This is a genomic window from Pseudoxanthomonas jiangsuensis, assembly GCF_010093185.1.
GTDB classification, from domain to species: Bacteria; Pseudomonadota; Gammaproteobacteria; order Xanthomonadales; family Xanthomonadaceae; genus Pseudoxanthomonas; species Pseudoxanthomonas jiangsuensis.
Window position 1 is genome coordinate 1 of sequence record NZ_PDWL01000022.1, and the last position, 22,233, is coordinate 22,233.

General features: G+C 65.8%; 20 protein-coding genes and 1 pseudogene. All 21 read left to right on the forward strand.

Features of this window, described 5'->3' with window-relative positions:
- Nucleotides 1–472 precede the first annotated feature (472 nt).
- The 21 genes and pseudogenes from CSC62_RS13080 (at nt 473) to CSC62_RS13180 (ending at nt 22,203) form a co-directional block, all read left to right on the forward strand.
- Nucleotides 473–1,392, forward strand: a pseudogene (locus CSC62_RS13080) (cation diffusion facilitator family transporter).
- 115 nt (nt 1,393–1,507) lie between these two features.
- Nucleotides 1,508–1,924 carry a CopL family metal-binding regulatory protein gene (locus CSC62_RS13085; protein WP_162375422.1) on the forward strand — a complete coding sequence of 139 codons (417 nt, stop codon included), beginning with the start codon at nt 1,508–1,510 and terminating at the stop codon, nt 1,922–1,924.
- A gap of 103 nt (nt 1,925–2,027) precedes the next feature.
- Complete coding sequence (locus CSC62_RS13090; protein ID WP_162407118.1) at nt 2,028–3,881, forward strand: copper resistance system multicopper oxidase; 1,854 nt, start codon at nt 2,028–2,030, stop codon at nt 3,879–3,881.
- 5 nt (nt 3,882–3,886) lie between these two features.
- Nucleotides 3,887–5,020, forward strand: a complete 1,134-nt coding sequence (locus CSC62_RS13095) for a copper resistance protein B (protein ID WP_162407120.1) — start codon at nt 3,887–3,889, stop codon at nt 5,018–5,020.
- A gap of 84 nt (nt 5,021–5,104) precedes the next feature.
- Complete coding sequence (locus CSC62_RS13100; protein ID WP_162407122.1) at nt 5,105–5,614, forward strand: YybH family protein; 510 nt, start codon at nt 5,105–5,107, stop codon at nt 5,612–5,614.
- 13 nt (nt 5,615–5,627) lie between these two features.
- The gene (locus tag CSC62_RS13105; protein ID WP_246194420.1) at nt 5,628–6,152 is read left to right on the forward strand and encodes a DUF411 domain-containing protein; all 525 of its coding nucleotides are present in this window, start codon (nt 5,628–5,630) and stop codon (nt 6,150–6,152) included.
- Nucleotides 6,153–6,204: 52 nt separating this feature from the next.
- Complete coding sequence (locus CSC62_RS13110; protein ID WP_238394192.1) at nt 6,205–6,573, forward strand: four-helix bundle copper-binding protein; 369 nt, start codon at nt 6,205–6,207, stop codon at nt 6,571–6,573.
- Between the two features lie 102 nt (nt 6,574–6,675).
- Nucleotides 6,676–7,059: a copper homeostasis periplasmic binding protein CopC gene (copC, locus tag CSC62_RS13115; RefSeq protein WP_162407124.1), complete on the forward strand. Its 384-nt coding sequence runs from the start codon at nt 6,676–6,678 to the stop codon at nt 7,057–7,059.
- A gap of 10 nt (nt 7,060–7,069) precedes the next feature.
- Entirely contained in the window at nt 7,070–7,999 is a 930-nt protein-coding gene (gene copD, locus CSC62_RS13120) for a copper homeostasis membrane protein CopD (protein WP_162407126.1), read from the forward strand.
- Nucleotides 8,000–8,175: 176 nt separating this feature from the next.
- Nucleotides 8,176–8,667, forward strand: coding sequence for a DUF305 domain-containing protein (locus tag CSC62_RS13125; protein ID WP_141480889.1), 492 nt, complete (start codon nt 8,176–8,178; stop codon nt 8,665–8,667).
- A gap of 234 nt (nt 8,668–8,901) precedes the next feature.
- Nucleotides 8,902–10,055, forward strand: a protein-coding gene (locus CSC62_RS13130) for an IS3 family transposase (RefSeq protein WP_162407128.1) whose coding sequence is annotated in 2 segments (ribosomal slippage) — nt 8,902–9,142 and nt 9,142–10,055 — 1,155 coding nt in all. Because the reading frame shifts where the segments join, the coding sequence is not laid out codon by codon here.
- A 210-nt stretch (nt 10,056–10,265) separates the two neighbouring features.
- Nucleotides 10,266–12,839, forward strand: a complete 2,574-nt coding sequence (locus tag CSC62_RS13135; RefSeq protein ID WP_162407130.1) for a heavy metal translocating P-type ATPase — start codon at nt 10,266–10,268, stop codon at nt 12,837–12,839.
- A 108-nt stretch (nt 12,840–12,947) separates the two neighbouring features.
- Nucleotides 12,948–13,427 (forward strand): Cu(I)-responsive transcriptional regulator, encoded by a 480-nt coding sequence (cueR, locus tag CSC62_RS13140; RefSeq protein ID WP_133321319.1) that lies wholly within the window; start codon nt 12,948–12,950, stop codon nt 13,425–13,427.
- Between the two features lie 154 nt (nt 13,428–13,581).
- The gene (locus CSC62_RS13145) at nt 13,582–13,782 is read left to right on the forward strand and encodes a heavy-metal-associated domain-containing protein (protein ID WP_162407132.1); all 201 of its coding nucleotides are present in this window, start codon (nt 13,582–13,584) and stop codon (nt 13,780–13,782) included.
- A 242-nt stretch (nt 13,783–14,024) separates the two neighbouring features.
- On the forward strand, nt 14,025–14,447 hold the full coding sequence (locus CSC62_RS13150) for a hypothetical protein (RefSeq protein ID WP_162407134.1): 423 nt from the start codon (nt 14,025–14,027) through the stop codon (nt 14,445–14,447).
- 129 nt (nt 14,448–14,576) lie between these two features.
- Nucleotides 14,577–15,899, forward strand: a complete 1,323-nt coding sequence (locus CSC62_RS13155; protein WP_246194421.1) for a TolC family protein — start codon at nt 14,577–14,579, stop codon at nt 15,897–15,899.
- A complete protein-coding gene (locus CSC62_RS13160; RefSeq protein WP_162407136.1) occupies nt 15,896–17,389 on the forward strand; it encodes an efflux RND transporter periplasmic adaptor subunit in 1,494 nt (497 codons plus the stop codon). Before CSC62_RS13155 ends, CSC62_RS13160 begins: the two co-directional genes overlap by 4 nt.
- A gap of 1 nt (nt 17,390) precedes the next feature.
- The gene (locus tag CSC62_RS13165; protein WP_162407138.1) at nt 17,391–20,540 is read left to right on the forward strand and encodes an efflux RND transporter permease subunit; all 3,150 of its coding nucleotides are present in this window, start codon (nt 17,391–17,393) and stop codon (nt 20,538–20,540) included.
- Nucleotides 20,541–20,712: 172 nt separating this feature from the next.
- Nucleotides 20,713–21,225, forward strand: coding sequence for a MerR family transcriptional regulator (locus tag CSC62_RS13170; protein WP_211369007.1), 513 nt, complete (start codon nt 20,713–20,715; stop codon nt 21,223–21,225).
- Nucleotides 21,222–21,551, forward strand: a complete 330-nt coding sequence (locus CSC62_RS18195) for a DUF2933 domain-containing protein (RefSeq protein WP_162407140.1) — start codon at nt 21,222–21,224, stop codon at nt 21,549–21,551. The genes CSC62_RS13170 and CSC62_RS18195 overlap by 4 nt, the downstream gene beginning before the upstream one ends.
- Nucleotides 21,538–22,203 (forward strand): methyltransferase family protein, encoded by a 666-nt coding sequence (locus CSC62_RS13180; protein ID WP_162407142.1) that lies wholly within the window; start codon nt 21,538–21,540, stop codon nt 22,201–22,203. The genes CSC62_RS18195 and CSC62_RS13180 overlap by 14 nt, the downstream gene beginning before the upstream one ends.
- Nucleotides 22,204–22,233: the final 30 nt, after the last annotated feature.

Genomic DNA, 22,233 nt, shown 5'->3' on the forward strand with positions numbered 1-22,233 from the left:
CGGCGGGACCAGTAATGGGGTGCCAGCGTAGTTCCATGCCGGCAGGGTAGGCCCCGTCAGGTTCAGGGCATGAGACGCCATTGGAAGCTGGGGGTTAGCCCGCCGCCGGTGGCGGGCCGGAGCACATTTCGACCGCCCTACCCCCGATAAACCCACCTAATCCCCTGCCCTATCGATGTTCGCTTCCGGCCAAAGCGGCCTACGATCACGGCGCCGGTATCGTTTACTCGGCGCCCCAACGGCTAGCTGTTGCTGAGCGATTTCAGGTCAGCGACGAACTGCTCGGGATGCGGTGGGTGTGGTAGACCATGACCAACGGGGGCATCCTCCGCCGCGCGAGGAAATCGCCCGGCGCGCGCCGCAATGACAACGTGTACGTACGGGCCACGTGGAGATTCCGGGCGACCCTGGTGATCGTGAGGCGACAGGCTTCGGCTGGCCGGACCCGCGCGCACAGCAGACAATGGTCGCCATGAAACCCCGCGACAGACCGGCCGAAGCCACGCCGGACCTGAGGAAATACGCCTGGCTGGCCATCGTGACCGCGGTGCTGACGGTGCTGCTCAAGGGCAGCGCCTGGGCGATCACCGGCTCGGTGGGCCTGCTGTCGGACGCCGCCGAATCGATGGTCAACCTGGTGGCCGCCATCGTCGCCCTGGTCTCGCTGACCATCGCCGCCCGGCCGGCCGACGACGACCACCACTTCAGCCACAGCAAGGCGGAGTATTTCTCCGCCGCGCTGAAGGGATCATGATCTTCGTCTCCGCGGCCTCGATCATCTACCTGGGCATCGATCGCCTGCTCAACCCCCGGCCGCTGGGATCGCTCGGCATCGGCCTCGCCGTTTCGATCATGGCCGCCGTCCTCAACGGCATCGTCGGGCGAATCCTGATCAAGGTCGGCACGCGCCACCGCTCCATCACCCTGCGCGCCGACGGCAAGCACCTGATGGCCGACGTGTACACCTCGGTCGGGGTCGTGGTGGGCCTGGGGTTGGCGTGGCTGACAGGCTGGAACTGGCTGGATCCGGTGATCGCGATCCTGGTGGGCGTGAACATCCTGGTTGTCGGCTACCGGCTGATGTCCGAATCCGCCTCCGGCCTGATGGACGCGACCCTGTCCCCCGAGGACAACGCCCGGATCCAGGCCATCCTGGACGCGCACGCCGAACCGGGCCGGATCGAATTCCACGCCGTGCGCACGCGCGAGTCCGGGGCCCGCCAGTTCATGGAGATGCACATGCTGGTGCCCGGCGACTGGACGGTGCTGCGCGGGCATGACGCCATGGAAGACCTGGTGGAGAAGATCGTGGCGGAGTTTCCCGCCATGCGCGTGACCGGGCACCTGGAACCGGTCTCCGATCCCCGCAGCTACGAAGACATGGCCCTGTAGCCGAAAAGCGGGAGGCGACGTTGGGTCAGGCAGGCGACGAAGACCCGCGGCTCGATCCCCCGTGCGTTGTCACTGTATTCATCCGGAGTTTATATCCGCACGTATACTAAGGCGCATGACTTTCCGCGCGCTCCTGATGCGATTGTTCCTGGTCGTTGCCTTGCTCGCCAACGGTCCGGGCATCGCTGGCGCGTCCATGCACATGGAGCACGTGCGCGACTCCGCCGGTGACGTCACCTCGGCACCGACAGCAGCCGAGGCCATGGCGGCCTGCCATGGAGGAGCAGCGGCTGCTACGGGGGCCAATGAACACCATCACCCCCAGGCCACTGACGAGGCCGGAGCGGTATCGCCGTGGGACGACTGCTGTGAGACGGACAGTTGCTGTGCGTGCATGCACCATTGCTTCGCGGCCTTCGCAGGGTCGGCGTCTCCCGTCGTGGAAGTTCTTTACCGGCAGATCGCTGAACCGTTTCTGTCGGTGCACGCGTCCGCGGCCCTGACCAATCTCTTCCGACCTCCGATCGGCTAAGTGTCGCTGAGCGCCTTTGAGGCGCCGATGGACCCTGTCCGCGTTGTCCGCACCGACAGGGTCACGCTCGCTTCGCGAGCCCTCGACCTTTCCCGGAGTTCCCATGTCATCCGATTCTTTCGGCCGTGCCGGAGGGCTGTCTTCCCCGTCGCGCCGCCTCTTTGTTCAAGGACTTGCCGCCGGAGGCGCCGCCGCGGCGCTTGGCCTCTGGCCGCGCACCAGCTGGGCCGTCAAGGCTGAAGGCGTGCCCAACGTACTTTCTGGCACCGAGTTCGACCTGACCATCGGCGAGACGCCGATGAACTTCACCGGCGCCACGCGTCCTGCCATCACGGTCAACGGCTCGATTCCTGCACCGCTGCTGCGCTGGCGCGAGGGCACTACCGTCAACCTGCGGGTCCGCAATGCCTTGCCGCCAGGCTCCATCCATGGCCACCAGGCATCGATCCACTGGCACGGCATCCTGCTGCCAGCCAACATGGACGGCGTGCCGGGACTCAGCTTCGACGGCATCGACCGCGGCGAGACTTACCAGTACCGCTTCAACGTCGTACAGGGCGGCACCTACTGGTACCACAGCCACTCCGGTTTCCAGGAGCAGGCCGGCCTCTACGGGCCGCTGGTGATCGAGCCACTCGAGCCCGAGCCCTTCGCCTATGACCGCGATTACGTGGTCATGCTCAGCGACTGGACCGACCTGGATCCGCAGCGTCTGTTCGCCCGGCTCAAGAAGCGGTCGGATTTCGACAACTTCTCCAAGCAGACCGTGGGCGACTTCTTCGCCGACGTGAAACAGCACGGCCTGGCCGCCACGGTCGAAGATCGCAAGATGTGGGGCCAGATGCGGATGACACCGACCGACCTGTCGGACGTCAACGGCAACACCTACACCTACCTGTTGAACGGCACGACCTCGCTCGGCAACTGGACCGGACTGTTCCGGTCCGGCGAGAAGGTACGCCTGCGCTTCATCAACGGGTCCGCGATGACCTACTTCGACGTGCGCATCCCGGGCCTGAAGATGACCGTGGTCGCAGCCGATGGCCAGTACGTGCATCCGGTCACGGTCGACGAATTCCGCATCGCCACCGCCGAGACCTTCGACGTCATTGTCGAACCGACCGGGCAGGATGCGTTCACCATTTTTGCCCAGGACAGCGGCCGCACGGGATACATCAGCGGAACACTCGCCGTCAGGGAAGGCTTGCGGGCGCCGGTGCCGGACGTCGACCCCAAGCCACTCCTCACCATGGACGACATGGGCCACGGCGGGATGGGTGGCGGCGGTCACGACATGTCTTCGATGTCGCACGGTGCGATGGCCGGCGGTGCCATGGCCGGAATGGACCACAGCGGTCACGACCTGTCGTCGATGGCAGCAGGCACGGCCGCCGGAGGGAGCATGGCCGGGATGGACCACGGTGCCGGCGGGATGCAGGAGCATCCAGCCACCGAAACCGGCAACCCGCTGGTCGACATGCAGACGATGGCCCCTGTGCCGAGACTCGATGATCCGGGCATTGGCTTACGCGACAACGGCCGACGCGTACTGACCTACGGCGATCTGCGCAGCACGTTCCCCGACCCCGACGGGCGTGAGCCCGGTCGCACGGTCGAGCTGCACCTGACCGGGCACATGGAGCGTTTCGCCTGGTCGTTCAACGGAGTGAAGTTCGCTGACGCCGAACCCCTGCGTCTGAAGTACGGCGAGCGCATGCGAGTCGTCTTGGTCAACGACACGATGATGTCGCACCCGATCCATCTGCACGGCATGTGGAGCGACCTCGAGGACGAGTCCGGCAACTTCATGGTGCGCAAGCACACCATCGACATGCCGCCTGGTACGAAGCGGGCCTTTCGCGTGCGCGCCGACGCGCTGGGTCGCTGGGCGTTCCATTGCCACCTGCTTTACCACATGGAAGCCGGCATGTTCCGCGAAGTGCGGGTGGAGGAATGAACGCCATGAGCCGTTCCAATCGTCACTCCCTAGCCATCGGCCTGACGTCCGTACTCGTTCTTGCAACTGGTTGCGCCCCGGCGTGGGCGCAGGAGACGGACCACGCCGCACACCATCCGGCAGCCAAGCCGGCTGCGTCACCATCGTCGCCAAGGCCCGCGGATCCGCACGCCGGCCATCTACCGACTTCACCGGACAAGAGTTCCGACGATCACGGGACGATGAACCACGGGAACATGCGGCACGGAGCTGCGAATCCTGCCGACAGCGAACACACCGGGATGGACCACTCCACGATGGATCACTCCACGATGGATCACTCCGGGATGGATCACTCCGCAATGGATCACTCGGGCATGGATCACGCTTCCATGGGCCATCAACCTGGTGTCAGCGAGGACCTGCCGCCGACGGCCGAGCCGCGCGAGCCAATCCCGGTTGTCACGCCGACAGATCGGGCTGCGGCGTTCCCGGACCTCGACGAGCACCTGATGCATGGTGAATCGATCAATTCCTACTGGGCGCTTGACCGGCTAGAGGCGTGGGACGCGGACGAGGACGGCACCGGCATGGCCTGGGAAGCACAAGGCTGGGTGGGTTCCGACTTGAACCGGCTCTGGCTGCGCAGCGAGGGCGAGCGTGCAGGTGGATCCACCGAGTCGGCGGATGTGGAAGTGCTGTACGGCCGAGCGATCGCCCGATGGTGGGACGCAGTCGCCGGTGTCCGCCATGACTTCGCCTTCGGCGGCGGGCCGTCGCGCACCTATGCCGCGCTCGGTGTGATCGGTCTTGCGCCGTACAAATTCGAAGTCTCCGCGACGGCCTACCTAGGCGAGTCCGGTCAGCTCGGGGTAGGTGCGGAAGCCGAATACGAAATGCTGTTCACCAACCGGCTGATCGGCCAGTGGCTGGTCGAAGGCGAGGCCTGGAGCAAGGACGATCCGGCGGTGGGAATCGGCAGTGGGCTGAGCAAGGTCGAAGCCGGTTTCCGCTTGCGCTACGAGTTCCATCGACAGTTCGCGCCCTATGTCGGCGTGGTCTGGGAGCGTGCTTACGGCGGAACCGCAGACCTCCGTCGCGCAGCATCAGGCGATGTTGACGACACCCGGATTGTGGCGGGCGTCCGCATCTGGTTCTGACAGGAACTGGCATTGAGCCAGCGTACGCAAGGCTGGCTGAAGTTTCTTCAGCGACACACACACCACTGATTTCGGAGTTCACGCATGAACGTAACACCCGTCACCCTCGCCCTCGCACTGGCATTTGCCGTTGTGTCGCCCGCTATGGCGCAGACAACCCAGGCGCATGCACATCACCCCGCCACTGCGGCAGCGGCGAACGTGGATGTTCCTGCCGCCGCCACGGCCGCCGTCGCCGTGGTAGAGCGGTTCAACACCGCACTGTCCAGCGAAGACCTGGCAACGGTCGGATCCCTGCTCGCTCCTGACGCCCTCATCCTCGAGTCCGGTGGTGCCGAGCACAGCCGCGAGGAATATCTGGGCCACCACGCCATCAGCGACGCGGCGTTCCTCAAGGACGCCCATCGCCAACTCCTGCGCCAGCGCGCACGAACCGCTGGTGAGTTCGCATGGGTGGGAACCGAAAGCGAGCTGCACGCCCAGAAGGACGGCAAGCCCCTGACCGTTCTGAGCACCGAGACAATGGTGCTGAAGCAGACCGCCGACGGCTGGCGGATCGTCCACATCCACTGGTCCTCGCGGACCAAGCGCTGAGCGCAGAACCGACATGAATGCTTACGGATTGAACCGACTGACGTGGGTGGTTCTCGCGGTCGCCGGCCTGGGTGCTTGCACGCAGGCCAGTACGCCTGCGCAATCCACCACCGCGCAGACAGCACAGATCGTCCCGGGAAAACCCGCCGTGACTCCAGCAGCCCTGCCACGCATGACCGTCCATAAAACCCCGACCTGCGGATGTTGCGGTGCCTGGATCGAGCACATGAAGAAAGCGGGCTTCGCGCTGGACGTGCACGACATGGATGACCTGGGCCCAGTGAAGGAGCGACTGGGTGTGCCCTACGCAAAGGGGTCCTGCCACACCGCCGAGATCGCCGGATACTTGATCGAAGGCCATGTTCCAGCCGCCGACATCAAGCGCCTCCTTGAGGAAAGGCCGGACGCACGGGGCCTGGTTCTGCCCGGAATGCCGCTCGGGTCGCCGGGCATGGAAGTCCCGGATGGGCGCCAGCAGCCCTACACGGTCGAACTGGTCCATCACGACGGAACCACCGAACCATTCGCGCAGCACTGAGCCATCGGCGAATCAGGGGGCGGTGTAGCGGGCGCGCCGAATCTCGTCCGCGATGAAGCAGGAGATCCACATGACTCACCATTCCGAAGACCACCGGTCCCAGGCCATGAACACGTGCATCGACAACTGCACGCAATGCCATGCGATTTGCCTGGAGACCATCAACTATTGCCTGACCAAGGGAGGTGCACACGCAGCACCGGAGCACATCGCCCTGCTGGCGACGTGTGCCGATATCTGTGCCACCAGCGCCGACGCGATGCTGCGCGGTACGAGCGTTCATAACGTCATTTGCGGTGCCTGCGCGGAGATCTGCCGCCAGTGCGCGGATGCATGCGATGCCATGAACGACCCTGAGATGGCGCGTTGCGCTGAAGCGTGTCGTCGATGCGCGGAAAGCTGCAGCGCCATGGCAGCTTGATGCATCGAGGGTCCCGCCTGCGATGACGGGATCCTCACCTCCGATCTCACAAGGCACGGCGCCCACCAACGGGGCTTTGCATCAGTTCACAAAGAGGTCCATATGAAGTCTTCAAGCGTTCTTCGCTCTTTCGCGCTCGTACTCGCAATCGCGGCAGGGCAGTTTTCGCTGCAGGTCGCGCGCGCCCACGCGGCGTTACAGCAGTCCACACCGGCAGCAAATGCGGTCGTGGCCTCCCCAAGCCAGATCGATCTGGTGTTCAACGAGACGCTGATTCCGCGAGCGTCGCGGCTCAAGCTGGTCATGAAGCACGGCAGCTCCACCATGCCGATCGAGAATTTCACGACCGAGATCGTCAACAACGGCAAGACCCTGCGTGCCAAGTTGCCCCAGCCGCTGGCTCCAGGCGTCTATACGGTGGAATACCGCGCCGTCGGTGGTGACAATCACCCCATGCCGGGCAGCTTCAGCTTCACGGTGCGCTGAGGAGTCGCGAATGTTCGACCTGTCGGCTTACGCACTGAGATTCCTGGAGTACCTGGTTCTCATGCTTCTTTTCGGCGTCCCACAGTTCGGTTGGTACGGTTTGCGTCGACCGGCACTCGCCCACGCCCTGGCCGGGTGGCCATTCATGGGCGTTCTGTTGGTGAGTGCCGCCGTCGGTCTCGTGCTCACCGGGGCCGATGTCGTCTTCAAGACCGCGGGCATCATGGGAATGCCGATTGCCGACGTTGATCGCGAATCGCTCGGCTGGTATCTGTTTGATACGTCCGCAGGCCGCGCAGCCATGGCGAGAGGCGCGCTGCTGATCGCCATGGTGTTTGTACTCGGATGGCATCGTCGTCGCGGGAAGGTGGAGGCCGCCTTCCCGTTCGCGGCGACGCTGGCGGGCGGCGCCCTCGCCTCGCTGGCATGGAACGGCCACGCCGCCGCTGGCGAGGGCGTGGCAGGCGCGGTCCGGCTCTGTGCGGGCCTCGTCCATCTTCTCGCTGCAGGCGGCTGGATCGCAGCGGTCCTGATGTTCCTGGGAATGCTCCTGCGCGGCAAGGGCGCTGCGGGCAACGGGCGTCTGCGATCAACGCATGACTTCCTGCGTGGATTCTCGACGCTTGGAACGATTTTCGTTGCTGCGCTCATTGTGTCCGGCATCGCGCATTACGGTGATCTCACCGCGTGGTCATTGTCGACGCTGGTCCAGAGCACCTACGGAAACCTGTTGCTGTTCAAACTTGCCCTGTTCGGCGGAATGCTGGGCCTGGGAGCAATGCACCGATGGACGCTGGTGCCGCGCCTTGAACGGGCGCTGGCCGGCGGAGATCCCTCGCAGGAGGTGCGAGCCTTGCGGCAGAGCGTTGCGGCCGAGGCTGCGCTGGCGATCCTGATCCTCATTGTCGTTTCAGTGCTCGGGACGCTCAGCCCCGCTTGACCATACCTTTCAACGACACACACGCTGGCAGGCCTAACTGGTGCCGCCTGTACGTCTCCGACGCACCCGAGAACCAGGTGCGACCGCACACGTTGCCGTAACTGTCGCGGTGCAACGCTTTCCAGGATGGTTGACGTCGGGTGGGACACTGTTCCGGAAACACGAGGAGAAGCAACATGGCACACGCTGTTCAAGGGACAGATCACAAGCACGCCGAGGGCAGCGGGCGTCCCTATCTGCTGTTCTGGATCAACATGGTGCTCGGTCTCGCGGTGATGTACATCGTCATGTTTTCGATGATCGATGGTGTCCGCGACTTCCGGAACAACCTGAACATGTTCTACATGGCACTGACCATGTGGGCTCCGATGGGGATCTTCATGCTCGCCACAATGCCTGGCATGTTCCCCAAGAAGGGCCTGAACATGGCGCTTTACGCAATCTTCGCCGCAGTGACGCTCGGCTCGTTCGGCGCCACGCGCGCGCAGGTGCTTGTAGATGACCGTCAGTTCATCGACTCGATGATCCCCCATCACTCAGGTGCGATCCTCATGTGCCGGGAAGCCAGACTGCGTGACGCCGAACTGCTCGCGCTGTGTGACGACATCACCAAAGCGCAGCGCTCCGAGATCGACCAGATGGAGAGCATCAGATCCCGTCTCGACTAGGCCGAGGATCTGCCTCCATCTGCTGCCCGGTGTCCGAGAAGAATGCCGCCCGGCCTCGCTCCAGAACTCGCCAAACTCCGGCGCCGAGACCGGCAGCCGCATGATGGCACTCGACAATGTGCCTCCGGCGCTGTCCAACTTCGAAACGCGCGGTCCATGACGTTGATCACCGGGGTTCTACCCCGCTAACACGGACACTTCAGTTAAGCCTCATGATGGGGCAGGAGGAGTGTCATGCAGCAGAGAAAGCGTTATAGCGAGGAGTTCAAGCGCGAGGCGGCCGGTCTGACCCGGTTGCCGGGCGCAAGCGTGTCGCAGATTGCCCGTGACCTGGGCATTCGGGCCGACCAGCTCCATCGATGGCGACGCGAGCTGGAGGTGGTCGGCAAGAAGGCCTTCCCTGGCAACGGCGTCGCCCGCGACCAGGAGTTGCTGGCACTCAAGCTGGAACTGGCGCGGGTGAAGAAGGAGCGGGATTTTTTGCGCGATGCGGCGGCGTTCTTCGCCAAGGAATCGCCTTGAGGTACGAGGCGATCCGACGCCACCGCGACCAGTACCCGGTTCGGCTCATGTGCCGTTGCCTGAAGGTCTCGCCCAGCGGCTTCCATGGTTGGGCGACGCGCTCACCCGGCGCACGCGCGCAGGACAACGCGAGGTTGCTCTGGAAGATCCGCGAGCACCATGCCGCCAGCGACGGCGTGATGGGCGCCCCGCGCATGCACGAAGTGCTGGGCTATGAAGGCGAGACCGCCAGTCTCAACCGGGTCGCCCGGTTGATGGCGGGCGCCGACCTGTCGGGCGTGCCGCAGAAGCGGCGCTGGCGACCTAAGCGTTCAGGCGTACGCCCGGCCCATGTCCGCAATCACCTGGCGCGCGACTTTGCCGCATTGGAACCCAACACCAAATGGGTAGTGGATATCACTTACATCCGCACCGGCGAAGGCTGGCTGTACCTGTGCGCGGTGTTGGACCTGTACTCGGGCAAAGTCGTCGGCTGGTCGATGGCACCGCTGCAGGATCGACATCTTGTACTGAAGGCGGTGATGATGGCGAGATGGCAGCGGTCGGATCGCAGCCCGGTGATCCTGCACTCCGATCGGGGCGCGCAGTTCACCTGCGCCGAGTACCAACAGTTCCTGAAGGACCACCACATCGTCAGCAGCATGAGCGACGTCGGTCACTGTGGGGATAACGCAGCGGCCGAAGGCTTCTTCGGCAAGCTCAAGCGCGAACGGGTGCATCGTCGTCGTTACCTGACGCTGGCCGAGGCCAGGAGCGACGTGTTCGACTACATCGAGCGGTTCCACAATCCGCTCATCCAGCGAAGGCTGGATGCCAAGGACCAGGCCTTTAGACTCTTAATCCAACCGTCCGTGGAAGCGGGGTAGAACCCCCGGAGCCGGTTTCGGTCGACCGATCGTCTTACAGACAGCGGTCCAGAGGCCAGCGAGCTGATTCAACAGCCGCAGTCGCCATCCGCACGATGGCAGTGCATGAGCTGGCTGCGCGGTAGCGACCTGCCGAGCTGCCGGGCCTTGACCTTGCCATCGTGGGAATCTTTAAGCTGGGCTTCCCGCGCATATTCCAGGGATAGTTCCATGACTTTCGTCGCCACCCGACCGGTCGCCAATCCACCCAGCTCCGCCGTCTCCCGCCTGAGCCTGCCAGTCGAGGGCATGACCTGTGCCTCCTGCGTTGGCCGCGTCGAGCGGGCGCTGAACGCGGTCCCCGGAGTGCAGACAGCCGCGGTCAATCTCGCCACCGAACGTGCCGACCTCACCTTCTTTGGCCTGGCCGATCCGCGGGCTGCGGTTCGCGCCATCGAGAGTGCCGGCTACACGGTGCGCGAAGAGACCACCGAGCTCGCGATCGAGGACATGACCTGCGCGTCGTGCGTGGGCCGGGTCGAAAAGGCGCTCGCACAGATCCCGGGCGTGCTCGAAGCCAACGTCAACCTGGCGACCGAGCGCGCGCGGGTGCGCCACCTTGCCGGGGTCGTTTCCACGGCGGACCTTGAAGCGGCGGTCGAACAGGCGGGTTACAAGTCCCGCCGCTTGTCCGTCGATACGGCAAGTGCAGGCGATCATGACGCCGAGCGTCGTGAGAGCGAGGCACGGGGGCTGCGGCGGGCTTTGACCATTGCTGCCGTCCTCACCTTGCCAGTCTTCATCCTCGAGATGGGGTCCCACCTGATTCCCGCCATGCATCATTGGGTGATGGGGGTCCTGGGTCAGCAGACGAACTGGTATATCCAGTTCGCGCTCGCCACCCTCGTGCTGTTTGGTCCGGGGCTACGCTTCTTCCGCAAGGGCGTACCAGCGTTGCTGCGCGCTGCCCCCGACATGAATTCACTGGTCGCGGTTGGCACGGCGGCCGCGTACGGCTATTCAGTCGTCGCGACCTTCGTCCCCGACGTGCTGCCCCCGGGCACCGCCAACGTCTATTTCGAGGCCGCCGTGGTCATCGTGACCCTGATCCTGCTCGGGCGCTCGCTGGAGGCGCGCGCCAAGGGGCGAACCTCACAGGCGATCAAGCGCTTGGTCGGACTCCAGGCCAAGACCGCGCGCGTCGAGCGCAACGGCGATACGGTCGAAATTCCGCTCGATCAGGTGGCGACCGGTGACGTCGTGCTGGTTCGTCCGGGCGAGAAGATTCCGGTGGACGGCGAGGTCGTCGAGGGCGCCTCCTATGTCGACGAGAGCATGATCACCGGCGAGCCGGTCCCCGTATCGAAGGGGGTGGGCGCCGATGTCGTCGGAGGCACGATCAACAAGACCGGCGCTTTCAGTTTCCGCGTGACGAGGATCGGCGCGAACACGGTGCTCGCGCAGATCATCCGCCTGGTCGAGGAAGCGCAGGGTTCCAAGCTGCCGATCCAGGCGCTGGTCGACAAGGTCACCATGTGGTTCGTCCCGGCAGTGATGGCCGGGGCCGCGCTGACCTTCCTTGTTTGGCTGGCCTTCGGACCGGAGCCCGCGCTGTCCTTCGCGCTCGTCAATGCGGTCGCGGTGCTCATCATCGCCTGTCCCTGTGCCATGGGGCTGGCCACGCCGACCTCGATCATGGTCGGGACGGGCCGCGCGGCCGAGCTCGGCGTTCTCTTCCGCAAGGGCGAGGCCTTGCAGGCGCTGCGCGATGTGAGTGTCATCGCGCTCGACAAGACCGGCACGCTGACCAAGGGGCGCCCGGAGCTGACCGACCTGGTGCCTGCCGAAGGCTTCGAATACAACGAAGTCCTGGCGTTTGTCGCCGCGGTCGAGACCCGCTCCGAGCACCCGATCGCAGAAGCGATCGTCGACGCCTCCAAGCAGCGGGACATCACGCTCGCACCCGTCGGGGGCTTCGAGGCCACGCCGGGTTTCGGCGTGTCGGCCAAGGTCGCCGGTCGCACCGTCGCCGTCGGCGCGGACCGATTCATGACGCAGATCGGTATCGATGTGTCGGAATTCCTGCCTGTCGCCCAGCGTCTCGGCGACCAAGGCAAGAGTCCGCTCTATGCCGCGATCGACGGCCGGCTGGCGGCGGTGATCGCGGTGACCGACCCGATCAGGGAGACCACGCCCGAGGCGATCAAGGCGTTGCATGCGCTGGGACTCAAGGTCGCGATGATCACCGGCGACAATGCCGCGACGGCCGCGGCGATCGCCAGGCAGCTCGGCATCGATGAAGTCGCGGCCGAGGTTTTGCCCGACGGCAAGGTCGCGGCGCTGAAGAAGTTCCGGACCAATGGCGCGCGGGTCGCCTTCGTGGGCGACGGCATCAACGACGCGCCGGCGCTGGCCGAAGCGGACGTCGGGCTCGCCATCGGCACGGGAACCGATGTGGCGATCGAGGCCGCCGACGTGGTGCTGATGTCGGGCGACCTGCGCGGCGTGACGAATGCCATCGCGCTCAGCCGAGCGACGATCCGCAACATCAAGCAGAACCTGTTCTGGGCTTTTGCCTATAACGCCCTGCTGATCCCGGTCGCGGCGGGTGCGCTTTACCCGGTGAACGGCATGTTGCTTTCGCCGATCTTCGCTGCGGCCGCGATGGCCCTCTCCAGTGTCTTCGTGCTCGGCAACGCGCTCCGGCTCAAGCGCTTCCAGGCTCCCATAACGATCGAAACCCGTCCGGGGATGCCCCAGAGCGGGGCGGCATTGCCCAATCCGCGCCAGGCAATCGAACATTGATCCCAAGACACGGTGCCGCCTGACTGAACACCAAGACAGGATCGATGTGGCGGACGCCGGCCTAGCGTGTCGAACCAAGCATCCTTGGGTGACCAGGAAAAGAGAATGATGAATATCGGTGAAGCAGCCAAGTTTTCAGGCGTGTCGGCGAAGATGATCCGCTACTACGAACAGATCGGCTTGATCCCCAAAGCTGCGCGCTCTGAGGCCGGCTACCGACACTACAGCACGCCTGACGCTTATAGCCTTCGCTTTATCCGTCGCGCACGAGACCTTGGCTTCTCTGTCGAACAGATCGCAGAACTGCTGGTCTTGTGGCGCGACCGTGACCGCGCAAGCGCCGACGTCAAGGCGATGGCGCTTTCCCATGCCGCCGGACTGAAGACGAGAATCGCCGAGCTGCAGGCGATGGTGCAAACGCTCGAGCATCTGGCCGACCACTGCCACGGGGATGACCGACCGGAATGCCCGATCCTTGCGGATCTGGCCGAGCCAACAGCGGCGGAGTCGCGTTCGCAGGGTCCACATAGGACGCCTCGGTTTGGGGCCGACACGCCCGCCTCCTCGCGTAACCGGGGCGTCAGATGACTCATTCGTGGTCGGACGTGCATTCGCAAGAGTTCTCGGCGCCGTTGTCGGCCAGCCGTGAGCAGCTTGCAAACATTCTGCTGATAGCCGATTGACTTTGCCACGCTGTCAAACCCCATATTGATCCGACACCACAGTCGATCAGGAGATCAAGATGCTTCGTTTCCACATTCCAAACATGACATGCGGCGGCTGCGCCAAGTCCGTCAAGAAGGCACTGCTCAGTGTGGACCCCCAAGCCCGCATCGAAACCGACCCACCGACGCGTCAGGTGAGGGTCGATAGCGACATGGACGGGGGCGCGTTCCTCTCAGCGCTCAGTGAGACTGGGTACCCGGACGAGCGATCAGCCTGAAGCTGGTTCCGGCCGCCGCCGGCGCGCTCTACTCGCGCTCGGGGATCCCGCTGAGCCCGATGGTTGCGGCGCTCGCCATGAGACTGAGCTAGGTGTCGGTTGTGGCCCGCGCGCTTCGCCTGGCCGGGTCGGCTCCGGTTTCGGCGACACCGAAAGCGGCCATGCCGGTCCAGTCACCCGATCTGCCCGGGGGATTGATCTGGATCAGTTGCATCTGACCGAGCAAGAGGTAACCTCAAGCCATGATCCGCCGTCGTCACCGTAGCTGGTTCCAGCGCACCGCCCTCCTCGCGATGGCGGCATTGCTCTGGTCTCAGCTCGCGCTGGCCAGCCATGGCGGCTGCCTGGATCTTCCGGGCACACCCGCCGCCGCAGTCGCGGCCGGCGCGGATACCCCCCACGACCACGGCCACGGCTGCGACGCGGAGCTTCCCTCGGCGGACAGGGCGGTGTGTGCCGCGCACTGCAGCTTGGGGGGTATTTCGGCCGACAGTGTGCGCATCCCACCGGTCCCGCCGCTGTTTGTCGGAGCGTGGGTCTCCTGGTTCGTCGTGGCCGAGGTCGCCGATGCCGGCCCAGGGGTCACGCCCAGCTGGGTGGAATCGCCCCCCAGGGCCGCCTGGCACCGGCCCACCGCCCATCCCGCGGCTCTCCTGCTGATCTGATGCCCGAACGCTGACCCGCCCGCACAACTGTGCGGCGCGGTCCTGTGCGTTCGCGCCGTGGCTGCGTCACGGCATGTGTTCCTGCCCTCGTCCGAGCGACCTGCGTCGCGTCGGCCCAAGGACACTGATATGGCATCCCTGTTCGACCCGATGCAGGCCAGGCGCCTGCACCCTTACCCGCTGTTCCGCCGTCGGCCACTGCTCCGGCACCTGCTTGCCTGCGTGTTCGCCGGCGGCTTGTGGACGCTGGCGCTGCCCGCGACCGCCACCGAACCCATCCCGGGGCACAGCCTCGAGTCGATCCGCACCTGGGTTCTGGAACACAACCCCGAGCTGCGGGCCATGGACTTCGAAACCCAGGCCGCCGAAGCGAGGATCCTTCCCGCAGGTGCCCTGCCCGATCCGATGGCCTCGGTTGGATTCCGCGGCCTCGATCCGGACAAGCCCTGGCGCACCGCCGGTGCCGAGCGCGAGGTGAACTACGCGCTGCGCCAGCGCTTCCCGCTCTGGGGCAAGCGCGGCCTGGCGCGGACCTCGGCCAGCCAGGATGCGATCGCGGCCGGACTCGACCGCATCGCCACGGCGCGCGACCTGCTGTCCGATGCCGAGGCGGCCTACGCACGCTACTGGCACGCCGACCAGGCCGTGGCCGTGCTCGATCGCCGCATCGCCCTGCTCCGCCAGGTCGAAGAAATGGCCGGCGTGCGCTACGCGCTGGGCCGCGCCGCGCAGCAGGATGCCATCCGCGCCCAGGTCGAGCAGACCAGCCTACAGCGCGAGCGGATCGAACGCCTCGCGACCAAGCAGGAGGCGGCCGCCACCTTGAACGCGGTGCTGGGGCGCCGGTCCGATGCACCGCTGGCGACTCCCGGCGAGGCGCCGCGCCTCGCCGTCCACAGCGCCTCGCTTGCTGAGGCACTGGATGACGCCGATGCGCATCCCGCGGTGCGCTCGCAGCAGGCCCGCGCCGAGGCCGCGCGCACGAACGTGATACTGCAGCGTCGCAACCGCTTTCCCGACATCACCGTGGGCGTGGGTGCGATGCAGTACGGCAACGGCATCGAAAGCACCGAGCTGATGCTCGAGGTCGAGATCCCGTTCCAGCAGCGCGCGCGTCGCGAACGCGAGCGCGAATCGCGCCTGCTCGAAGACGCGGCGCTGGCCCGCCGGGACGCCACGTTGCGGGCCGTCGAGGAAAGCGGCGCCTCCGCCTGGTCGCAGTGGACCAGCGCACGCGAGCGCCGCGCGCTGATCGAGAACACGCTGCTGCCGCAGGCCGACGCCACCTGGCAGTCCGCGCTGGCCAGCTACCAGGTCGGCGAAGTCGACTTCGGGACGCTGCTGGAAGCACTCAATGAATGGCAGGGCGCCGACCTCGCACGGGTCGATGCACTGCGTGACGAACTGTTGGGCGCAGCCGCCGTGCGCGCCATCGAAGGAGAGATCCGATGACCCGTGTCCAGACCCTGTCGCTCGCCATCGGCGTCGCACTCGCCGCACTCGCCGTCGGCTGGATGGCGGGCCGCGCCACGAACGGTTCGCCCACCGCAGCCACGTCCGCCGAGGCAGCGGCCGCGGAACGCAGGGTGCTCTATTACCGCAATCCAATGGGCCTGGCGGACACGTCGCCGGTGCCGAAGAAGGATTCGATGGGCATGGACTACGTCCCGGTCTATGCCGACGACGCCCCGCCGGCGGCGCCGGGTACGGTGGTGCTGCCCCCGGACAAGGTGCAGGCGCTGGGCGTGCGCACCGAGGCGGTCAAGCGAGGAGCCATGTCCGCCACCGTGCGCACCAGCGGCACGGTCGAGGTCGACGAGACCCGGCAGTACGCGATCGCGCCCCGCTTTGAAGGCTGGGTGGAGCGGCTGTACGCGAACCAGACCGGCATGCGCGTCCGCGCCGGGCAGCCGCTGCTCTCCGTCTACAGCCCACAGTTGGCGGCGGCGCAGAAGGAATACCGGCTGGCCGACGAGACCGCCCGCAGGTTGGCCGGGTCCGATCCCGCGAGCGCGGCATCGATGACCCGCCTGCGCGATGCCGCACGCACCCGCCTGCGCAACTGGGAAATCAGCGACGCGCAACTCGGCAAGACGGGGCTGGTGCTCACCGCGCCCGCGGACGGGGTCGTGATCGAGAAGCCGGTGGTCCAGGGCGCACGCTTCGAGCCCGGCGAAACCATCCTGCGCCTGGCGGACCTGTCGACGGTGTGGGTGATCGCGAAGGTCCCGGCGGCGCAGGCCGCGGGCATCCAGCCCGGCCAGCCCGCACGCTTTGAAACCGTGGCCCTGCCGGGCCAGGTGGCCGAGGGCGCGGTCACCTTCGTGCAGCCCGTCATCGATGCGATGACGCGCACCGTGGATGTGCGCATCGCCCTGCCCAACCCCGACGGCGACCTCCGGCCGGGGCTCTACGGGACGGTGGTGCTGGAGGAGCCGGGTGCTGGACCGGTCCTGACCGTTCCGCGCTCGGCCGTGCTCGACAGCGGCACGCGCCAGGTGGTGCTGGTCGAGACCGGCCCCGGCCGGTTCGCACCGCGCGACGTCACCCTGGGTCGCCGTGGCGGCGATCGCATCGAAGTGCTCGACGGGATCGCCGAAGGCGAACAGGTCGTGGTCTCCGCCAACTTCCTGATCGACGCCGAAAGCAACCTGCAGTCGGCACTCCAGGGGCTTGAGGGTCATGCAGGACACGGCGCGCCTTCGGGCACCACTGAGGATCCACACGCCGGGCACGGTGAGGACGCCGTCGATCCGCACGCAGGTCATGTTGACGAGGTCGCTGATCCCCACGCAGGCCATGCCATACCGGCGACATCGGGAGATCCACCGGCTGCCGCCAGCGATCCTGGCGCGTCCGACGGCCATGACAGCCATGGCGACCATGGAATGATGAACGACCACGGCACACCTGCTCCCGCCACCAGCCACGAGGGGCACTGACATGCTTGGCCGTCTCGTTGAATGGTCGGTGCGCAACGTCTTCCTGGTGCTGCTGATGGCGCTGGCGATTGTCGCCGGTGGCATCTACGCACTGATGAACACGCCGCTGGACGCACAACCGGATCTGTCGGACGTGCAGGTGATCGTGTTCACGGAGTACCCGGGGCAGGCGCCCCAGGTGGTCGAGGACCAGGTCACCTATCCGCTGACCAGCGCCCTGCTCGCGACGCCGAAGTCGAAGGACGTCCGCGGCTTCTCGTTCTTCGGCGCCTCCTTCATCTACGTCATCTTCGAAGAAGGCACGGACCTGTACTGGGCGCGCTCGCGCGTGCTCGAGAACCTCAACGTCGCGTCGAAGAACCTGCCGGATGGCGTGGCACCGGCACTGGGACCCGACGCGTCCGGCGTGGGCTGGGTCTACCAGTACGTGCTGCAGAGCGACCGCCACTCGCTGGACGAGCTGCGCGCGATGCAGGACTGGTACCTGCGTTACCAGCTCACCACCGCGCCCGGCGTGGCCGAGGTCGCCAGCGTCGGCGGCTTCGTGCGCCAGTACTCGATCACCGTCGATCCGGTCCGGCTGCGCGAGTTCGACATCCCGATTTCACGCGTGTCCGAGGTGATCGCCGAGAGCAACGGCGACGTCGGCGGCCGCGTGATCGAGATGGCCGAGACCGAGTACATGGTGCGGGGCCGCGGCTACCTGCGCGGTATCGAGGATATCGAGAGCCTGGTTCTGCGCGCCGAAGGGGGCGCACCGGTGCTGATCGGCGACGTCGCCCGGGTCGAACTGGTACCCGATGAGCGCCGTGGCATCGTCGACCTGGACGGCGAAGGCGACGTTGTGGGCGGGATTGTCATTGCGCGCTTCGGCGAAAACGCCCTGGCCGTGATCGGGGGGGTGAAGGACAAGATCGCCCAGCTTGCGAGTGGACTCCCCGAGGGCGTCAGCGTCCAGGCGGTCTACGACCGCTCCGATCTCATCGTGCGCGCGATCAAGACGCTACGCACGACGCTGCTCGAGGAGAGCCTGATCGTCGCACTGGTGTGCCTGGTATTCCTGTTCCATGCGCGCAGCGCGCTGGTCGCGATCGTCATGCTGCCCGTCGGCGTGCTGATCGCGGTGATCGCGATGCGCATGCTGGGCATGAACTCGAACATCATGAGCCTGGGCGGCATCGCGATCTCGATCGGCGTGATGGTCGACGCGGCGATCGTGATGATCGAGAACGCGCACAAGCACATCGAGCGCGACGATCGCTCCCGCAGCCGGACCCAGCTGATCATCGACGCCTGCCGCGAGGTCGGGCCGGCGCTGTTCTTCAGCCTGATGATCATCACCGTCTCGTTCCTGCCCGTGTTCGCCCTGGAGGCTCAGGAAGGTCGCCTGTTCAAGCCGCTGGCATTCACCAAGACCTTCGCGATGGCCGGTGGCGCGCTGTTGTCGATCACGCTGGTACCGGTGCTCATGCTGCTGTTCGTGCGCGGCAAGATCGTGCCCGAGCACAAGAATCCGGTGAACCGGTTCCTGGTTGCGGCCTATCGGCCGGTGATCAACGTCGTTCTGCGGCACCGCATGGCCACAGTCATGTTCGCGCTGGTCGCCCTGTTTGCCAGCCTGTGGCCTGCATCGCGCCTGGGCAGCGAGTTCATGCCCACGCTCAACGAAGGCACGCTGCTGTACATGCCCGCGTCGCTTCCCGGCATGTCGGTGACCAAGGCATCGGAGCTGCTGCAGCAGCAGGACCGGATCATCAAGGGCTTCCCGGAAGTGGAGTCGGTGTTCGGCAAGGCGGGTCGCGCCCTGACCGCCACCGACCCGGCGCCGCTGGAGATGTTCGAGACCGTCATCAACCTCAAGCCCGAGGACGAATGGCGGGACGGCATAACCACCGACAAGCTCATCGCCGAGATGGACGCGGCGCTGAAGTTCCCGGGCGTCGCCAACTCCTGGACGATGCCGATCAAGGCGCGCACCGACATGCTGGCCACCGGCATCCGCACGCCCGTGGGCATCAAACTCTTCGGCACGGACCTTGAGCAACTCGACGCGCTGGCCACCGAGATCGAAGCCGTGGTGCGCGAAGTGCCGGGCACGACCAGCGCGTTCGCCGAACGCCTGACCGGCGCCTACTACCTCGACATCACCCCCGACCTTGGCAGCCTGGCCCAGTACGGCGTCACCCTGGGCGAGGTGCAGAACGTGGTGGCCGCCGCGCTGGGCGGCGAGATCGTCACCACCATCCTCCAGGGCCGCGAACGCTTCAGCGCGATCGTGCGCTATCCCCGCGAACTCCGCGACGATCCGCACCGGATAGGCAGCCAAGTCCTTGTGCCGGTGCCCGGCGGCGCCCAGGTGCCGCTGGGCGAACTGGCGCGGATTGAGGTCAGGAAGGGTGCGCCGAGCATCCGCACCGAGAACGCGATGCTGGCGGCGTACATCTACGTCGACACCCGAGAGAGCGATCTCGGCCGCTACGTGAAGGCTGCGCAGGAAGCGGTCACCGAGCAGGTGCAGTTCCCGCCTGGCTACTACGTGACCTGGAGTGGACAGTACGAATACATGCAACGTGCCGCGGAGAAGATGCGTGTCGTCGTTCCGGTGACGCTGGCGCTGATTTTCCTACTGCTGTACCTCAACTTCCGCCGTGTCACCGAGTCGCTGATCGTGATGCTGTCGGTGCCCTTCGCACTGGTCGGTGGCATCTGGCTGATGTGGATGCTCGACTACAACACCAGCGTCGCGGTGATCGTGGGCTTCATCGCGCTGGCCGGCGTCGCCGCGGAAACCGGCGTGGTGATGCTGATCTACCTCGACCACGCACTTGAAGCGCGTGCCGCGCAGAGGCAGGCCGAAGGCCGGGCACTGGATTCACGGGACCTGCGCGAGGCCATCATCGAAGGCGCGGTCGACCGCGTGCGCCCGAAGATGATGACCGTGGTCGCGATCATGGCGGGCCTGCTGCCCATCATGTGGAGCAGCGGTACTGGCTCGGAAGTTATGCGCCGAATCGCTGCGCCGATGGTAGGTGGCATGGTGTCTTCGACCATCCTCACCCTGGTCGTGATCCCGGCGCTGTACTCGCTGATCAAGCAGCGGCAGCTGGCCAGGAAGCCGCACCCCTCCTCCGCACTACCCAAGGAGAAGTAGTGATGGGGCCGTTCAACGCAGGCAGGGACCGACGGTTCATGCAACTGTGGCCGCGAACATCCGTCCGTCTACGGCCAATTCGCGCGTTACTGGCTTCGCCCACCGCAAGGCCGGTTGACCTGTGTGCGAGACACAGGTCTAGCCTGATCAACACCTCGCCGGGAGCAAGCCGATGACGACCAAGGAAGAAGTGACGCTGCCGCTGATGACGGTCCGCCAGCTGGCACGGCAGGGCGATGTCACGGTGCATGTGGTGCGCAACTACCTGCGGCGCGGCCTGCTGCAGGCGGCGAGGCACACCGAGAGCGGCTACCAGCTGTTCTCGGCTTCGGAGCTCCAGCGCCTGCGCTTCATTCGCACCGCCCAACAGCTCGGCTTCACGCTGGCGGAGATCGAGGAAATCGTCCGCCACAGTGTTCTGCGAAGGAGTCCCTGCCCGCTGGTGCGCGACATCATCCGACGCAGACTCGAAGACACCCGCCAGCAACTGGACAACCTGCTGGCAATGCACGGGCGGATGGAGCATGCCGTCCACGCCTGGACTTCGCTGCCGGACTCCATCCCGACTGGCGACGATGTCTGCGCATTGATCGAATCCGTTGCCGCCGCTGAGGGCGGCGGATTCGTCAGGTCCACCCCGGGGCGACTCCTTGGACGTCGCCCCACTCAGGAGAACTTGCCATGACTGTTCCTGGTCCTGCCACCTCAGGGTCCCGACCTTGGGTCTTCTGGATCTTCCTGGCGCTGGCCCTGTTCTATCTCGGCGTCGAGCACCGCGCCCACCTTGCGGGGACGCTCCGCTGGCTGCCGCTGGCCATCTTGCTGCTGTGTCCCTTGATGCATGTGTTCATGCACAAAGGGCATGGCGGTCATGGAGGCGACGGAAGTCATGGGCGCGACGGCAATGCCGACGACCCACCCCATGGCCACCATCAGAGCCGTCGGAACCGGGCATGGAACGACGAAACGTCCGACACCTCGAACGAAGGACACCGACATGCACGCACCTGACTCCGGCTACGGTCTTTGGCTCCTCGCCGCCATCAACGCCGCGTTCTTCATCTTCTTCGCCTGGAGCTTCTACAAACCGCTGACCCGTTGGGACTGGCGTGGGTTCGGTATGTTCTCCGCCTTCGTCGTGGCCCTGTTCGCGGAAATGTATGGCTTCCCGCTGACGCTGTACGTCTTGGGCGGGTGGCTCAGCGCCAACTATCCGCAGGTCAACTGGCTCAGCCATGACGCCGGCCATCTGCTGGAGATGTGGTTCGGCTGGCGCGCCAATCCGCATCTCGGTCCATTCCACCTGGCGAGTTTCATCCTGATCGGCGGCGGGTTCTGGCTCCTGTCGGCAGCCTGGCCCGTGCTGTATCGGGCACAGCGTGAGGGTCGGCTTGCCCGGGAGGGCGCGTATGCACGCATGCGTCACCCGCAGTACGTCGCCTTCGTACTCGTACTGACTGGTTTCCTCCTGCAGTGGCCCACGCTGCTCACGCTCGCCAGCTATCCGGTGCTGGTGTGGGCCTATGCCCGCCTCGCGCGTCGTGAGGAGAGAGATTGCCTGAGCCGCTTCGGCGAGGACTACGTGAGCTACATGCAGGAGGTGCCGGCCTTCATACCGCGACGCCGGCGCGGTCCTGTCCGATCGGCGGGGGAAGTCCGATGAAGGCCGACCGTCGTGTTCCATCCGTTTGTG

Excerpts from the sequence above, each read along its gene's own strand:
- CSC62_RS13085 (WP_162375422.1), top strand. The coding sequence starts at position 1,508 with ATGACTTTCCGCGCGCTCCTGATGCGATTGTTCCTGGTCGTTGCCTTG.
- CSC62_RS13090 (WP_162407118.1), top strand. The coding sequence starts at position 2,028 with ATGTCATCCGATTCTTTCGGCCGTGCCGGAGGGCTGTCTTCCCCGTCG.
- CSC62_RS13095 (WP_162407120.1), top strand. The coding sequence starts at position 3,887 with ATGAGCCGTTCCAATCGTCACTCCCTAGCCATCGGCCTGACGTCCGTA.
- CSC62_RS13100 (WP_162407122.1), top strand. The coding sequence starts at position 5,105 with ATGAACGTAACACCCGTCACCCTCGCCCTCGCACTGGCATTTGCCGTT.
- CSC62_RS13105 (WP_246194420.1), top strand. The coding sequence starts at position 5,628 with ATGAATGCTTACGGATTGAACCGACTGACGTGGGTGGTTCTCGCGGTC.
- CSC62_RS13110 (WP_238394192.1), top strand. The coding sequence starts at position 6,205 with ATGAAGCAGGAGATCCACATGACTCACCATTCCGAAGACCACCGGTCC.
- copC (WP_162407124.1), top strand. The coding sequence starts at position 6,676 with ATGAAGTCTTCAAGCGTTCTTCGCTCTTTCGCGCTCGTACTCGCAATC.
- copD (WP_162407126.1), top strand. The coding sequence starts at position 7,070 with ATGTTCGACCTGTCGGCTTACGCACTGAGATTCCTGGAGTACCTGGTT.
- CSC62_RS13125 (WP_141480889.1), top strand. The coding sequence starts at position 8,176 with ATGGCACACGCTGTTCAAGGGACAGATCACAAGCACGCCGAGGGCAGC.
- CSC62_RS13135 (WP_162407130.1), top strand. The coding sequence starts at position 10,266 with ATGACTTTCGTCGCCACCCGACCGGTCGCCAATCCACCCAGCTCCGCC.
- cueR (WP_133321319.1), top strand. The coding sequence starts at position 12,948 with ATGAATATCGGTGAAGCAGCCAAGTTTTCAGGCGTGTCGGCGAAGATG.
- CSC62_RS13145 (WP_162407132.1), top strand. The coding sequence starts at position 13,582 with ATGCTTCGTTTCCACATTCCAAACATGACATGCGGCGGCTGCGCCAAG.
- CSC62_RS13150 (WP_162407134.1), top strand. The coding sequence starts at position 14,025 with ATGATCCGCCGTCGTCACCGTAGCTGGTTCCAGCGCACCGCCCTCCTC.
- CSC62_RS13155 (WP_246194421.1), top strand. The coding sequence starts at position 14,577 with ATGGCATCCCTGTTCGACCCGATGCAGGCCAGGCGCCTGCACCCTTAC.
- CSC62_RS13160 (WP_162407136.1), top strand. The coding sequence starts at position 15,896 with ATGACCCGTGTCCAGACCCTGTCGCTCGCCATCGGCGTCGCACTCGCC.
- CSC62_RS13165 (WP_162407138.1), top strand. The coding sequence starts at position 17,391 with ATGCTTGGCCGTCTCGTTGAATGGTCGGTGCGCAACGTCTTCCTGGTG.
- CSC62_RS13170 (WP_211369007.1), top strand. The coding sequence starts at position 20,713 with ATGACGACCAAGGAAGAAGTGACGCTGCCGCTGATGACGGTCCGCCAG.
- CSC62_RS18195 (WP_162407140.1), top strand. The coding sequence starts at position 21,222 with ATGACTGTTCCTGGTCCTGCCACCTCAGGGTCCCGACCTTGGGTCTTC.
- CSC62_RS13180 (WP_162407142.1), top strand. The coding sequence starts at position 21,538 with ATGCACGCACCTGACTCCGGCTACGGTCTTTGGCTCCTCGCCGCCATC.